General features: G+C 63.0%; 13 protein-coding genes. 9 read left to right on the top strand and 4 right to left on the bottom strand.

Annotated elements, in window-relative coordinates:
• Nucleotides 1-22 precede the first annotated feature (22 nt).
• The 9 genes from ACOSV0_RS17375 to pyrF all read left to right on the top strand — a co-directional run bounded on the left by ACOSV0_RS17375 (nt 23) and on the right by pyrF (nt 9,615).
• Entirely contained in the window at nt 23-703 is a 681-nt protein-coding gene (locus ACOSV0_RS17375; protein WP_434107355.1) for a 2-dehydro-3-deoxy-6-phosphogalactonate aldolase, read from the top strand.
• Nucleotides 700-1,476 (top strand): SDR family oxidoreductase, encoded by a 777-nt coding sequence (locus tag ACOSV0_RS17370; protein ID WP_434107354.1) that lies wholly within the window; start codon nt 700-702, stop codon nt 1,474-1,476. Before ACOSV0_RS17375 ends, ACOSV0_RS17370 begins: the two co-directional genes overlap by 4 nt.
• A 228-nt stretch (nt 1,477-1,704) precedes the next feature.
• Nucleotides 1,705-2,703, top strand: a complete 999-nt coding sequence (locus ACOSV0_RS17365; protein WP_434107352.1) for an arabinose ABC transporter substrate-binding protein — start codon at nt 1,705-1,707, stop codon at nt 2,701-2,703.
• A 269-nt stretch (nt 2,704-2,972) separates the two neighbouring features.
• Nucleotides 2,973-4,514 carry an L-arabinose ABC transporter ATP-binding protein AraG gene (gene araG / locus ACOSV0_RS17360; protein ID WP_434107351.1) on the top strand — a complete coding sequence of 514 codons (1,542 nt, stop codon included), beginning with the start codon at nt 2,973-2,975 and terminating at the stop codon, nt 4,512-4,514.
• A gap of 54 nt (nt 4,515-4,568) precedes the next feature.
• Complete coding sequence (gene araH, locus ACOSV0_RS17355; RefSeq protein ID WP_115781047.1) at nt 4,569-5,585, top strand: L-arabinose ABC transporter permease AraH; 1,017 nt, start codon at nt 4,569-4,571, stop codon at nt 5,583-5,585.
• 64 nt (nt 5,586-5,649) lie between these two features.
• Nucleotides 5,650-6,450 carry an SDR family NAD(P)-dependent oxidoreductase gene (locus ACOSV0_RS17350; protein WP_434107350.1) on the top strand — a complete coding sequence of 267 codons (801 nt, stop codon included), beginning with the start codon at nt 5,650-5,652 and terminating at the stop codon, nt 6,448-6,450.
• Nucleotides 6,447-7,388 (top strand): SMP-30/gluconolactonase/LRE family protein, encoded by a 942-nt coding sequence (locus ACOSV0_RS17345; protein ID WP_434107349.1) that lies wholly within the window; start codon nt 6,447-6,449, stop codon nt 7,386-7,388. The genes ACOSV0_RS17350 and ACOSV0_RS17345 overlap by 4 nt, the downstream gene beginning before the upstream one ends.
• Before the next feature lie 221 nt (nt 7,389-7,609).
• Nucleotides 7,610-8,662 carry an aldose 1-epimerase gene (locus tag ACOSV0_RS17340; protein ID WP_434107348.1) on the top strand — a complete coding sequence of 351 codons (1,053 nt, stop codon included), beginning with the start codon at nt 7,610-7,612 and terminating at the stop codon, nt 8,660-8,662.
• Nucleotides 8,663-8,799: 137 nt separating this feature from the next.
• Nucleotides 8,800-9,615, top strand: a complete 816-nt coding sequence (gene pyrF / locus ACOSV0_RS17335; protein WP_434107347.1) for an orotidine-5'-phosphate decarboxylase — start codon at nt 8,800-8,802, stop codon at nt 9,613-9,615.
• A gap of 26 nt (nt 9,616-9,641) precedes the next feature.
• Here pyrF and ACOSV0_RS17330 read toward each other — a convergent pair whose 3' ends face one another.
• The 4 genes from ACOSV0_RS17330 to thiL all read right to left on the bottom strand — a co-directional run bounded on the left by ACOSV0_RS17330 (nt 9,642) and on the right by thiL (nt 12,331).
• On the bottom strand, nt 9,642-10,154 hold the full coding sequence (locus tag ACOSV0_RS17330) for a cupin domain-containing protein (RefSeq protein WP_434107346.1): 513 nt from the start codon (nt 10,152-10,154) through the stop codon (nt 9,642-9,644).
• Between the two features lie 41 nt (nt 10,155-10,195).
• Nucleotides 10,196-10,696 carry a CinA family protein gene (locus tag ACOSV0_RS17325; protein ID WP_434107345.1) on the bottom strand — a complete coding sequence of 167 codons (501 nt, stop codon included), beginning with the start codon at nt 10,694-10,696 and terminating at the stop codon, nt 10,196-10,198.
• A 74-nt stretch (nt 10,697-10,770) separates the two neighbouring features.
• Nucleotides 10,771-11,343, bottom strand: coding sequence for a phosphatidylglycerophosphatase A family protein (locus ACOSV0_RS17320; protein ID WP_434107344.1), 573 nt, complete (start codon nt 11,341-11,343; stop codon nt 10,771-10,773).
• Nucleotides 11,333-12,331 carry a thiamine-phosphate kinase gene (thiL, locus tag ACOSV0_RS17315; protein WP_434107343.1) on the bottom strand — a complete coding sequence of 333 codons (999 nt, stop codon included), beginning with the start codon at nt 12,329-12,331 and terminating at the stop codon, nt 11,333-11,335. The genes ACOSV0_RS17320 and thiL overlap by 11 nt, the downstream gene beginning before the upstream one ends.
• Nucleotides 12,332-12,406 lie beyond the last annotated feature (75 nt).

Below are 12,406 nucleotides of genomic sequence, written 5' to 3'. Positions count from 1 at the left end.
GCTCACGAAACAAGGAACCGAGATGCAACCTCACATCAATCTACCCGCCCCGTACATGCCGCACGCGGGTTTGATCGCGGCGTTCGAGGTCTGTCCGCTGATCGCGATCATGCGCGGTGTGACACCCGCGGATGCCGCCGAGCACGGCCAGGCGCTTTATGAAGCGGGTTTTCGCATCGTCGAAGTGCCGTTGAATTCGCCGCGGCCGTTCGACAGCATCGCGGCGATCCGCAAGGTGTTGCCGGCCGACGCGATTGTCGGTGCGGGCACGGTGCTGCATTCGAGTTTCGTCGGCGATGTGAAATCGGCCGGCGGCGAGCTGATCGTCATGCCGCATAGCGACCCGGAGGTCGTCGGTGCCGCGAAAGCACAAGGCATGGCCTGCGCACCGGGCGTGGCAACGCCGAACGAAGCCTTCATCGCGCTGAAAAACGGCGCTGACGTGCTGAAGATGTTCCCCGCGGAGCAACTCGGCTGCCAGGTCGTGAAGGCGTGGCGCGCGGTGATCGCGGCAGAAGTCCCGCTGGTGCCGGTTGGCGGGATCACGCCGGACAACATGGGGCCATTCCTCAGCGCCGGTGCAAATGGATTCGGCCTCGGTTCGGCGCTGTACAAGCCGGGGCAGAGCGTCGCGGTGACGGCTTCGCACGCGAAGGCGTTCATCAACGGGTTGCGTATCGCCCGCGCAGGTGCGAAGAAATGAAGCGGCTCGCCGGCAAAGTTGCGTTGATCACCGGCGCCGGGCGCGGCATCGGCGCGGCGATCGCGCTCGCGTTTGCGCGCGAGGGCGCGGCGGTCGTGCTGGCTGAACTCGATATCGAAACGGCACAGCAGACGGCGGAGCAGATCAAGGCGCAAACCGGTGGGCGGGCGCTGGCGGTGCAGACGGACGTAACGCAATCGGCGTCGGTCCAGCACGCGGTGAGCGAGGCCGAACACGCGTTCGGCGCGCTCGACGTGCTGGTCAACAACGCGGGGATCAACGTGTTCTGCGATCCGCTGACGATGAGCGACGACGACTGGCGCCGTTGCTTCGCGGTGGATCTCGACGGCGTCTGGAACGGGTGTCGCGCGGTGTTGCCGGGCATGGTGGAACGCGGCGCGGGCAGCATCGTGAATATCGCGTCGACGCATGCGTTCAAGATCATTCCGGGGTGTTTCCCGTACCCGGTCGCGAAGCATGGCGTGATTGGTCTGACGCGTGCGCTTGGCATCGAATACGCGCCGCGCAACGTGCGGGTCAATGCGATCGCGCCGGGGTATATCGAAACGCAGTTGACGCATGACTGGTGGAACGAACAAGCCGATCCGGCGGCCGCGAAACAGGCGACGCTCGATCTGCAACCGATGAAGCGCATCGGCCGTCCGGAAGAAGTGGCAATGACGGCGGTGTTTCTCGCTTCGGATGAGGCGCCGTTCATCAACGCCACCTGCATCACCGTGGATGGCGGCCGCTCCGTGCTGTATCACGACTGAACGTAGCGGAGCAGTACGCAGAAGGAAGCGGAGCCAGCAACTTCAGCACAAGAGCAGGCCGCAGGAAAAGAAGCAAACAGGCAGCAAGAAGCAGGCAGCAGGAAGCAAACGGGCAAAAACAAAGCAGCAAAGTTTCACCGGACGACGCGCTGGCCGCGTGTGTCACACCCGGTACAAGAAGACGCGGCCGATACCTTCTCGTTATCAATTAGTCAGGAGACACGCATTATGAAACGAAGAATTTTCCTCACGCTGGCAGCAGCGGCGGCGGGTGTGCTCTTCAACGCACCGGTCGCGCAGGCTGCGGATCCGGTCAAGATCGGCTTCCTCGTGAAGCAGCCGGAAGAACCGTGGTTCCAGGACGAATGGAAGTTCGCGGAAATGGCCGCCAAGGAGAAGGGCTTTACGCTGGTGAAGATCGGCGCGCCGTCGGGCGAGAAGGTCATGAGCGCAATCGACAACCTGTCGGCTCAGAAAGCGCAAGGCTTTGTGATCTGCACGCCTGACGTCAAGCTCGGACCGGGCATTGTTGCCAAGGCGAAGGCCGACGGCCTGAAGATGATGACGGTTGACGACCGCCTCGTCGACGGCGCTGGCAAGCCGATTGCGTCGGTGCCGCATATGGGCATCTCGGCGTACAACATCGGTAAGCAGGTGGGCGATGGGCTGGCCGCGGAAATCAAGAAGCGCGGCTGGGACATGAAGGACGTCGGCGCGATCGACGTGACCTACGAACAGCTGCCGACCGCGCATGACCGCACCAGCGGCGCGACCGACGCACTGGTCGCCGCCGGCTTCCCGAAGGCGAACATCATTGCCGCGCCGCAAGCGAAGACGGACACGGAAAACGCGTTCAACGCCGCCAACATCGCGCTGACGAAGAACCCGCAGTTCAAGCACTGGGTGGCTTACGCGCTGAACGACGAAGGCGTGCTCGGCGCGGTGCGCGCAGCGGAAGGCCGCGGCTTCAAGGCGGACAACATGATCGGTATCGGCATCGGCGGTTCGGACTCGGCATTGAACGAGTTCAAGAAGCCGACGCCGACCGGCTTCTACGGCACGGTCATCATCAGCCCGAAGCGTCACGGCGAAGAAACCTCGACGCTGATGTACGACTGGATCACGCAAGGCAAGGAACCGCCGATGCTCACGCTGACGACCGGCATGCTGGCTACGCGTGACAACGTGGGTGAAGTGCGCCAGAAGATGGGCCTCGCGGCAAATTGAGCGGCTGTAGCGTAGTTGAGTGAAGTGGACTGCCGGTGCGTCGTTTCTCCAAGGATTGGGCGCGCCGGCAGCAGCAATACAAGATGAGCAGTTGAGACAGACCAGGCTTTGTGCCCATGAGGCACCTGAAGAAGCACGGTTCACACGAAGCAGCAATTAAGTTGCATGGGACCGGAGTAAGAGCTTTGCATGGGACCAGAGTAACGCTCTAAAGCGCGAACTCTGGTCGACAGCTAAAGCACTAACTCCCGGTCGACACAGGAGGCGAAGTGTCAGCGACGCTACGTTTTGACAATATCGGCAAAGTTTTTCCAGGCGTGCGCGCGCTCGACGGTGTGTCCTTCGACGTCAACGTCGGCCAGGTGCACGGCCTGATGGGCGAAAACGGCGCAGGGAAATCGACCCTGCTGAAGATTCTCGGCGGTGAATACCAGCCCGATTCGGGCCGCGTGATGATCGACGGCAATGAGGTGCGCTTTACGAGCGCGGCGTCGTCGATCGCGGCGGGGATTGCGGTGATTCACCAGGAACTGCAATACGTGCCCGATCTGACGGTCGCGGAAAACCTGCTGCTCGGCCAGTTGCCGAACTCGCTCGGCTGGGTCAACAAGCGCGAAGCCAAACGCTTCGTGCGGGAACGCCTCGAAGCGATGGGCGTGGCGCTCGATCCGAACGCAAAGCTCAGAAAGCTCTCGATCGCGCAACGGCAGATGGTCGAAATCTGCAAGGCGCTGCTGCGTAACGCGCGCGTGATCGCACTGGATGAACCGACCAGCTCGCTGTCGCATCGCGAGACCGAAGTGCTGTTCAAGCTGGTGCGCGATCTGCGTGCCGACAATCGCGCGATGATCTACATCTCGCACCGTATGGACGAGATTTACGAGCTGTGCGATGCCTGCACGATTTTCCGCGACGGCCGCAAGATCGCCTCGCATCCGACGCTTGAGGGCGTGTCGCGCGACACCATCGTGAGCGAAATGGTCGGACGTGAAATCTCCGACATCTACAACTATTCGGCGCGCCCGCTCGGCGACGTGCGCTTCGCGGCGAAAGGGATCGAAGGCCATGCGCTCGCGCAGCCGGCCAGCTTCGAAGTGCGGCGTGGCGAGATCGTCGGCTTCTTCGGTCTGGTGGGCGCGGGACGCAGCGAACTGATGCATCTGGTGTACGGCGCCGATCACAAGAAGGGCGGCGAAATCGTGCTCGACGGCAAGCCGATCAAGGTGCGCAGCGCGGGCGAGGCGATTAAACACGGCATCGTGCTGTGCCCGGAAGACCGCAAAGAAGAGGGCATTGTCGCGATGGCGACCGTGTCGGAGAACATCAATATCAGTTGCCGCCGTCACTATCTGCGCGCGGGGATGTTCCTCGACCGCAAGAAAGAAGCGGAAACCGCCGACCGTTTTATCAAGCTGCTGAAGATCAAGACGCCGAGCCGCCGCCAGAAGATCCGTTTCCTGTCGGGCGGCAACCAGCAGAAGGCGATTCTGTCGCGCTGGCTGGCCGAGCCCGATCTGAAAGTGGTGATTCTCGACGAGCCGACGCGCGGAATCGACGTCGGCGCGAAGCATGAGATCTATAACGTGATTTATCAGCTCGCCGAACGTGGTTGCGCGATCGTGATGATTTCGTCGGAATTGCCGGAAGTGCTCGGCGTGTCCGACCGGATCGTCGTGATGCGTCAGGGCCGGATTTCCGGCGAACTGTCACGCAAGGAAGCATCGGAACAAACAGTGTTGAGCCTCGCGTTGCCGCAAAGCTCGACCGCACTGCCCGGAACCGGAACCGCAGCCACCGAGCAAGCGGCCTGAACATTATTTGGACGAAAGTCCGGCAACCCGTGGGGAACGGGAGGAGTCTTCAAAATGCAAGCCAGAGAAAACCTCGCGCAACAAGCCGCAAAAAGTGCGGCCGAAGCGCTGATTCCACAAGGCAACGACAAGGCGAAGTGGTGGCAGCAGATCACCGAGTACAGCCTGATCCTGATCTTCGTCGTGATGTTCATCACGATGTCGCTGACGGTCGACCACTTCTTCTCGATCGAGAACATGCTCGGTCTCGCGCTGTCGATCTCGCAGATCGGCATGGTCGCGTGCACGATGATGTTCTGTCTGGCCTCGCGCGATTTCGACTTGTCGGTGGGGTCGACGGTCGCGTTCGCCGGCGTGCTGTGCGCGATGGTGCTGAACGCGACCGGCAACACGTTTATCGCGATCATCGCGGCGGTGGCGGCAGGCGCGGTGATCGGTTTCGTCAACGGCGCGGTGATTGCCTATCTGCGCATCAACGCACTGATTACGACGCTCGCGACGATGGAAATCGTCCGCGGTCTCGGCTTTATCGTGTCGCACGGGCAGGCTGTGGGCGTGTCGTCGGATACGTTTATCGCGTTGGGCGGTTTGAGCTTCTTCGGCGTGTCGCTGCCGATCTGGGTCACGCTGCTGTGCTTCATCGTGTTCGGCGTGATGCTCAATCAGACTGTGTATGGCCGTAATACGCTGGCAATCGGCGGCAATCCGGAAGCCTCGCGTCTTGCGGGTATCAATGTCGAACGCACGCGCGTTTATATCTTCCTGATCCAGGGCGCAGTCACCGCGCTGGCCGGTGTGATTCTGGCTTCGCGGATTACGTCGGGTCAGCCGAATGCGGCGGAAGGGTTCGAGCTGAACGTGATTTCGGCTTGCGTGCTGGGCGGCGTGTCGCTGCTCGGCGGTCGCGCGACGATTTCCGGCGTCGTGATCGGCGTGCTGATCATGGGTACGGTCGAGAACGTGATGAACCTGATGAACATCGACGCGTTCTATCAGTACCTCGTGCGCGGCGCGATTCTGCTCGCCGCCGTGCTGCTCGACCAGTTGAAGAACCGCGGCTCGCGCGACTAAATCCGGGACGAAACCCGCGATTCATCTCGCGACTCACTCACTTTGCTCTAAAAGGAATCGAACGATGTCGTCTCCGGCCAATGCAAACGACCGTCTCGCGGACAACGCGTTTGCCCGCTATCCGAGCCTCGTCGACCGAACCGTGTTGATCACGGGTGGCGCGACCGGAATCGGCGCATCGTTCGTCGAGCATTTCGCGGCGCAGGGCGCACGCGTCGCGTTCTTCGATATCGATGCGACCGCGGGTGACGCGCTCGCCGACGAACTCGGCGACTCGAAACACAAGCCGCTGTTCCTGCCCTGCGATCTGACTAACATCGACGCCCTGCAGAAAGCGATCGCCGACGTGAAGGCTGCGCTCGGTCCGATTCAGGTGCTGGTCAACAATGCGGCAAACGACAAACGCCACGCAATCGGCGACGTAACGCGTGAGTTTTTCGACGCGGGCATCGCGGTGAATATCCGTCACCAGTTCTTCGCGGCCCAGGCGGTGATGGAAGACATGAAGGCCGCCAACGCGGGTTCGATCATCAACCTCGGCTCGATCAGCTGGATGTTGAAGAACGGCGGCTACCCGGTGTACGTGATGTCGAAATCGGCGGTGCAGGGTTTGACGCGTGGCCTCGCGCGCGACCTCGGTCATTTCAATATCCGCGTCAATACGCTGGTGCCGGGCTGGGTGATGACGGAAAAGCAGAAGCGTTTGTGGCTCGACGACGCGGGCCGTCGTTCGATCAAGGAAGGGCAGTGCATCGACGCTGAACTGCAACCCGCCGATCTCGCCCGCATGGCGCTGTTCCTCGCCGCCGACGACAGCAGAATGATCACCGCGCAAGATATCGTCGTGGACGGAGGCTGGGCGTGAGTGCGGGTGCTCGCGCGGGCTTGCCTGCAACGCGTGCGGCGCTGCTGCTCGACACGAAATGCACGCTCGGCGAAGGAGCGACGTGGTGCGCGAAAACCGGCCGCTTCTACTGGACCGACATCGAAGGCGCGCGCCTGTGGCGCTATGACCCGAGCGACGGCCGCAGCACGTTCTGGCGCATGCCGGAGCGTCTCGCCACGTTCGCGTTGTGCGCCGATCCACATTACCTGCTGCTCGGATTGGCGACGCATCTGGCGTTTTTCGATCTGGCAACCGGCGAAATGCAACGCATTGTTGACGTCGAACCCGGCTTGAACACGCGGGTGAACGACGGACGTTGCGATCGTCAGGGACGTTTTGTATTCGGTACGAAAGATGAAGGCTCGCCGTTGCAGGCGGTTGGCGGGTTTTATCGGTTGAACCATGATTTGTCGCTGGAGCGTTTGCCGTTACCCGCGCCGGCGATTTCGAACAGCATCGCGTTCAGCCCTGATGGCGCGACGATGTATTACTGCGATTCGCCGACGCGTGAAATTCGCGTCTGCGACTATCTCGCGAACGGCGGTATCGCCAACGACCGCGTCTTCACGACATTGACGGATGCGACAGGCGAGCCCGACGGCTCGACCGTCGACCGCGACGGCGGTTTGTGGAACGCGCAATGGGGTGGCCGGCGAGTGGTGCGATATGGCCCCGACGGCGTGGAAACCGAGCGCGTCGACGTGCCAACCGCGCAGCCGAGTTGCGTCGCGTTTGGTGGTTCCACACAGGGACTTCCTTCGGCTCAAGCACAACTCGGCACGCTGTACATCACGAGTGCGCGCGTCGATCTCGATGCCGCTGCGCTCGCGGACGATTCCCGTGCCGGCGGCGTGTTCATCGCAACGCCCGGGCGACGAGGGTTGCCGGAGCCGGTGTTCCAAGGTTCGCCCGCATAGCGCAGAATGACCTCGCCCCGGTTTCGAGGCAGCAGCGAAGTGCAGTCGAGCAGTGACTTTGAAGGTGAATCAGCAGTTGATATCGCAAACCCAATGCCAGTAAAACTGGCAGCAAATCGGCAGCATGCAGTTCGGACCCAGAGGCGACCGGTGCAAAAAATCGCCCAATAGCATCCGTCAGCAATGACGGCAACGTCCCACGCCTCTCGATGGAGCTAGATATGACTGTTGCGAATCTTGTTTCTGCTTCTTCTCAGACTCGCCGCGCGCGACTCAACGCAGCGGCCAATCCGGTGCTTCCGGGTCCCAGTACGTCGGCGGTTGCGGTCGGTGAGACGAGCGGCGGCGAGCTTGCGTGCATCACGCTTGCCAACGCGCATTTGCGTCTCGACGTCGCGCCGACGCTCGGCGGCGGCGTTACCCGTTTCGACTGGCGTAACGACGGCGCGCTCACGCCGATCTTCCGGCGTTGCCGTCATGTCTCGACGGATACCGAGCCGAACCAGCTCGCCTGCTATCCGTTGCTGCCGTATTCGAACCGGATCGGCGGCGGCCATTTCAATGTGGCGGGACGGCGGGTCGACGTGCCGCAAAATCGCGCCGACGAACCGTTTCCGATTCATGGCGACGGTTGGCTCTCCGCCTGGCAGGTCGCCGAATCGGACCGCGAAAATGTCCGTTTGACGCTCGATCGCCACGACGGAAAACCGTATGCATTCCGTGCGTCGCAAACCTATACGCTAGACGGCCCCACGCTCAGCATCACGCTGGAAATCGAGAACGCCGGCCGCGAGGCGCTGCCTTTCGGGCTGGGCGTCCATCCGTTTTTCGTGCGTGACGCGGATACCGAACTGTCGGCAGCGGCCGGCGGTTTGTGGCTCTCCGGCGATAACTGGCTGCCGGTGCGTCACGTGCCGGCGCCGCCCGCGTGGCAATTCGGCGTGGCGTATCCGTTGCCGGAGGCCATCGTCAATCACGCGTTCACGGGCTGGAGCGGGCAGGCGGCGGTGGTGTGGCCGAAGCGGCGCCTGTCGCTGAATATTGCCGCCGACACCGACTATTACGTGTTGTACACGCCGCCGGGCGAAGACTTCTTTTGCTTCGAGCCGGTCGATCATCCGATCAACGCGATGAATCTGGCCGGCGGCGCGTGCGAGAACGGCATGACGATGCTGGGTCGAGGTGAGCGTCTGACGCGCACGTTCCGCTTCACCATCGAGCGCACGGGATTGCGCTCGATGCCAGGTGCACGTGGTGCGCGCCGGCGGCAGTAACGGGCGAGCAGGACGGAGCGGTACGACGTTACCTGTCACGCCCCAGCCCGAACCGGCATGACGCGTGGCCGCGGCTTGCCGCGCAGGACAGGTAAAATACGCGCCTCTTCCGCTATCGGCTCGCCGCGAGACTCACCATGTCCAATTTCACCCAGACACTCAACGCTGCCTGGCAGCGCACGAACTCGCTGCTGTGCGTCGGCCTCGATCCCGAGCCCAGCAAATTCCCGGGCGCGCTCGCGGGCCGTCCCGAGGCGATTTTCGACTTCTGTCGCACCATCGTCGATGCGGCCGCGCCGTATGCGTCGTCGTTCAAGCCGCAGATCGCGTACTTCGCCGCCCATCGCGCGGAAGACCAGCTTGAGCAACTGATCGCGCACATTCATGCGAATCACCCGGGCCTGCCGGTGATTCTGGATGCGAAGCGCGGCGATATCGGCAGCACCGCCGAACAGTACGCGCGCGAGGCGTTCGAGCGTTATCAGGCCGATGCGGTGACGGTGAATCCGTATATGGGTTTCGATTCGATCGAGCCGTATCTGGAGCACAAGGGCAAGGGCGTGATCGTGTTGTGCCGGACCTCGAACGCGGGCGGCTCGGACCTGCAGTTTCTGGAGACGGGCGGGCGTCCGCTGTATCAGGTCGTCGCGCAACTGGCGGCGGAGAAGTGGAACGCAAGCGGCCAACTGGGCCTCGTGGTCGGTGCGACTTTCCCGAAGGAAATTGAAGTGGTGCGTGGAATCGTCGGCGATATGCCGCTGCTGATTCCGGGCATCGGCGCGCAAGGCGGCGATGTTCAGGCGACGGTGAACGCCGGCCGTACGGCGAACGGCACGGGCATGCTGATCAACTCGTCACGGGCAATTATCTACGCCGGCAAGGACGACGATTTCGCCGAAGCTGCGGCGAAAGCGGCGATGGAAACGCGTGACCGGATCAATGCTTTCCGGTGATGGCGGGTAACGGTGGGTGAGGCCGGTCAGGTAACCGGTCCCAGCCGCGCAATCAACGCCGCATGCTGCGGATGCTGCGCCTTCAACGCCTCGACATCCGCCAGCTCGAACTCGCTGAATTCAAAGCCCGGCGCCACCGTGCAGCCCACCAGCGCAAAGGTCGCCGGGTCCGCGCATTCCGCGGCAAACCACAGACCCGCGGGCACCACCGCCTGAAACACGGCATCCGAATGCGCCAGCGCATCGCCCAGCTTGTGCGTAATCAGCGCGCCTGCTTCGTCGAGTACGTGAACGTTCAACGGCTCGCCGGCATAAAAATGCCAGACCTCGTCGGACTTGATCCGATGCCATGCCGAATGTGCGCCGTCGCAGAGCAGGTAGTAAATCGCGGTGGACGCAGAGCGCGTCTGCGTCGAACCGTCATCGCGACGTACGGACTCTGCGGACCGATACGTCTCGCTGAAAAATCCACCTTCCGGATGCGGCTTCAAATCGAAGCGGCGGATCAACTCGTCTTTGGCCAGGTGCGAAGTCGACATGTTGGGCATCGTAGGTGGCGCCTCGTGTTCTGAACCGGAAGTTAATGTTCGCGTTCGTCGAGCAGGGCCAGCATTCCGCGCAGCGCGTGGGCGGCGGCCTGTACGCGGATCTTCTCGCGGTCGCCCTTGAAGATCTTAGTTTCCACCGACGTATGCAGCCGATTGCTCCACCCGAACGACACCATGCCGACCGGCTTCGTTTCGGTGCCGCCACCCGGGCCGGCGACGCCGGTAATCGACAGCGACACCTGCGCGCGGCTGTTGCGCAGCGCGCCCTCGGCCATGGCGCGCGCCACCTGTTCGCTGACCGCGCCGTGCTTTTCGATCAGGTCGGCCGGCACGCCGATCATTTCGGACTTCGCCTGATTCGAATACGTGACGAAGCCACGCTCGAACCAGCCGCTGCTGCCGGAAATATCCGTGATCGCGGTTGCCACCATGCCGCCTGTGCAGGATTCGGCCGTGACGAGCAGCAGGCGCTCGTCGCGCAGACGGTTGCTCACGCGAATCGCGAGCTGGTGAACCACGGAATCGGTAGGCATGGCGTCAATCCGGAAAACGGGGAACTGCTGCGGGAAGTACCGGCTGGCAGCGGCCGACCGGCACCGGTCAACGGTTAAACCGACATGCGCCAGAGCGCAATCACGAGCAGCGTGAAAAACGCGGCGACCAGGTCATCGAACATGATGCCAAAGCCACCTTTCAGCCGGCGGTCGAAATAGCCGATCGGCGGCGGCTTCACCATGTCGAAGAAGCGGAACACGATGAACGCCCAGAGTTGCCCGGTGAGCGTGACCGGCGTGACCATCAGCAGCACCAGCCAGAACGCGACGATTTCGTCCCAGACGACCGGCGACGGATCGTCGGTGCCCAGCTTCTTCGCGGTAAAGCCGCAAATCGCAATGCCGCCGAAAAAACCGGCGACGATCAGCACGCCCCACTCGATCACGGTCAGATAACGGCTCAAGACGGCGAACGATGCCCATGCGAACAGCGTGCCGATCGTGCCCGGCGCAATCGGCGACAAGCCGCTGCCAAAACCCAGCGACAGAATGTGCAGCGGATGCGACAGCATGAAACGCGCGGTAGCGCGGCGCGGCTGAGGGCGCGGCGGGCGCGGACCGGACGCGTTGGGCTGTGGGTTGCCGATGAGATCGTCGGCGGGAACCAGCGGGGGATCAGTCTGCATGGAAATGGTCGAAACCTTGCAACGTCAGAGTGAGGGGCGCGCCGGCGGCATCGCGCCAGCCGATCGCCGGGCGGTCGGCCGCCGTTTGAAGAGCGCTTATTGTACCGATGCGGGTGACCGAAATCGCTGTCTCGCGGCCGGCTGCTTCGACCTTGGCGCGCGCTGCGACCGGCGCGGTGAAACACAGTTCGTAGTCGTCGCCGCCGGCTAGCGTGCAGCGCTGCTGGATCTCGGGCGGCAGGCGGCGCAGTGCGGCCGAACGCGGAACGGCGTCGACGTCGACCGTGGCATGCATGTTCGAGCGTTCCAGGATGTGCAACAGGTCGCCGGCGAGCCCGTCCGATAGATCGAGCGCGGCATGTGCGATGCCCCGCAACGCGAGACCGAGGAAGATGCGCGGCTCCGGGCGCTCGAGAGCGCGACGAAATGTCGCAGCGTCGCTGGCATCCACGGACCATTCGCCGCGCTGCACGCCGAGACCGGCGCGCGCATCGCCGAGCGTGCCGGAGATCCAGATGTCGTCGCCCGGCTGCGCCGCGTCCCGGCGCAGCGCAAGTTGCGGCTGCACGCTGCCGAATACGGTGATGCACAGATTCAACGGGCCGCCCGTCGTATCGCCGCCGATCAGATCGCAGCCGTAGCGTTCGGCCAGCGCGAAAAGGCCTTCGCTGAAGGCGGTGAGCCATGCTTCATCGGCCTTCGGCAGGGAAAACGCCAGCGTGAACGCCTGCGGCTCTGCGCCCATTGCGGCGAGATCCGACAGGTTGACCGCGAGTGCCTTGTGACCGAGTGCCTCGGGATCGACATCGGGAAAGAAGTGGCGGCCTTCTACCAGCATGTCCGTCGATATCGCCAGCATTTCGCCCGGACGCGGCGCGAGCAGGGCGCAGTCGTCGCCAATGCCGAGCGTGCCCTCGGCGGCACGGGACGCCGCAGCAGTTGCGCGGCGGGCGAAGAAGCGATCGATCAGCGAAAACTCGGAGAGCATGGTGGCAGTGGGTGAACGGGTAAGTGCAACGAAAAGCCGCTAACGGCATGCATTGTGTCGATGTGCACGCGGGTA

Origin of the sequence: Paraburkholderia caffeinilytica (assembly GCF_051027425.1) — a bacterium.
Classification (GTDB): Bacteria; Pseudomonadota; Gammaproteobacteria; order Burkholderiales; family Burkholderiaceae; genus Paraburkholderia; species Paraburkholderia caffeinilytica_A.
This window is presented reverse-complemented; position numbering and strand designations above follow the sequence as displayed.

What these genes read in the sequence shown, in the direction of transcription:
- ACOSV0_RS17375 (WP_434107355.1), top strand. Translation starts at nt 23, where the DNA reads ATGCAACCTCACATCAATCTACCCGCCCCGTACATGCCGCACGCGGGT.
- ACOSV0_RS17370 (WP_434107354.1), top strand. Translation starts at nt 700, where the DNA reads ATGAAGCGGCTCGCCGGCAAAGTTGCGTTGATCACCGGCGCCGGGCGC.
- ACOSV0_RS17365 (WP_434107352.1), top strand. Translation starts at nt 1,705, where the DNA reads ATGAAACGAAGAATTTTCCTCACGCTGGCAGCAGCGGCGGCGGGTGTG.
- araH (WP_115781047.1), top strand. Translation starts at nt 4,569, where the DNA reads ATGCAAGCCAGAGAAAACCTCGCGCAACAAGCCGCAAAAAGTGCGGCC.
- ACOSV0_RS17350 (WP_434107350.1), top strand. Translation starts at nt 5,650, where the DNA reads ATGTCGTCTCCGGCCAATGCAAACGACCGTCTCGCGGACAACGCGTTT.
- ACOSV0_RS17340 (WP_434107348.1), top strand. Translation starts at nt 7,610, where the DNA reads ATGACTGTTGCGAATCTTGTTTCTGCTTCTTCTCAGACTCGCCGCGCG.
- pyrF (WP_434107347.1), top strand. Translation starts at nt 8,800, where the DNA reads ATGTCCAATTTCACCCAGACACTCAACGCTGCCTGGCAGCGCACGAAC.
- ACOSV0_RS17330 (WP_434107346.1), bottom strand. Translation starts at nt 10,154, where the DNA reads ATGTCGACTTCGCACCTGGCCAAAGACGAGTTGATCCGCCGCTTCGAT.
- ACOSV0_RS17325 (WP_434107345.1), bottom strand. Translation starts at nt 10,696, where the DNA reads ATGCCTACCGATTCCGTGGTTCACCAGCTCGCGATTCGCGTGAGCAAC.
- ACOSV0_RS17320 (WP_434107344.1), bottom strand. Translation starts at nt 11,343, where the DNA reads ATGCAGACTGATCCCCCGCTGGTTCCCGCCGACGATCTCATCGGCAAC.
- thiL (WP_434107343.1), bottom strand. Translation starts at nt 12,331, where the DNA reads ATGCTCTCCGAGTTTTCGCTGATCGATCGCTTCTTCGCCCGCCGCGCA.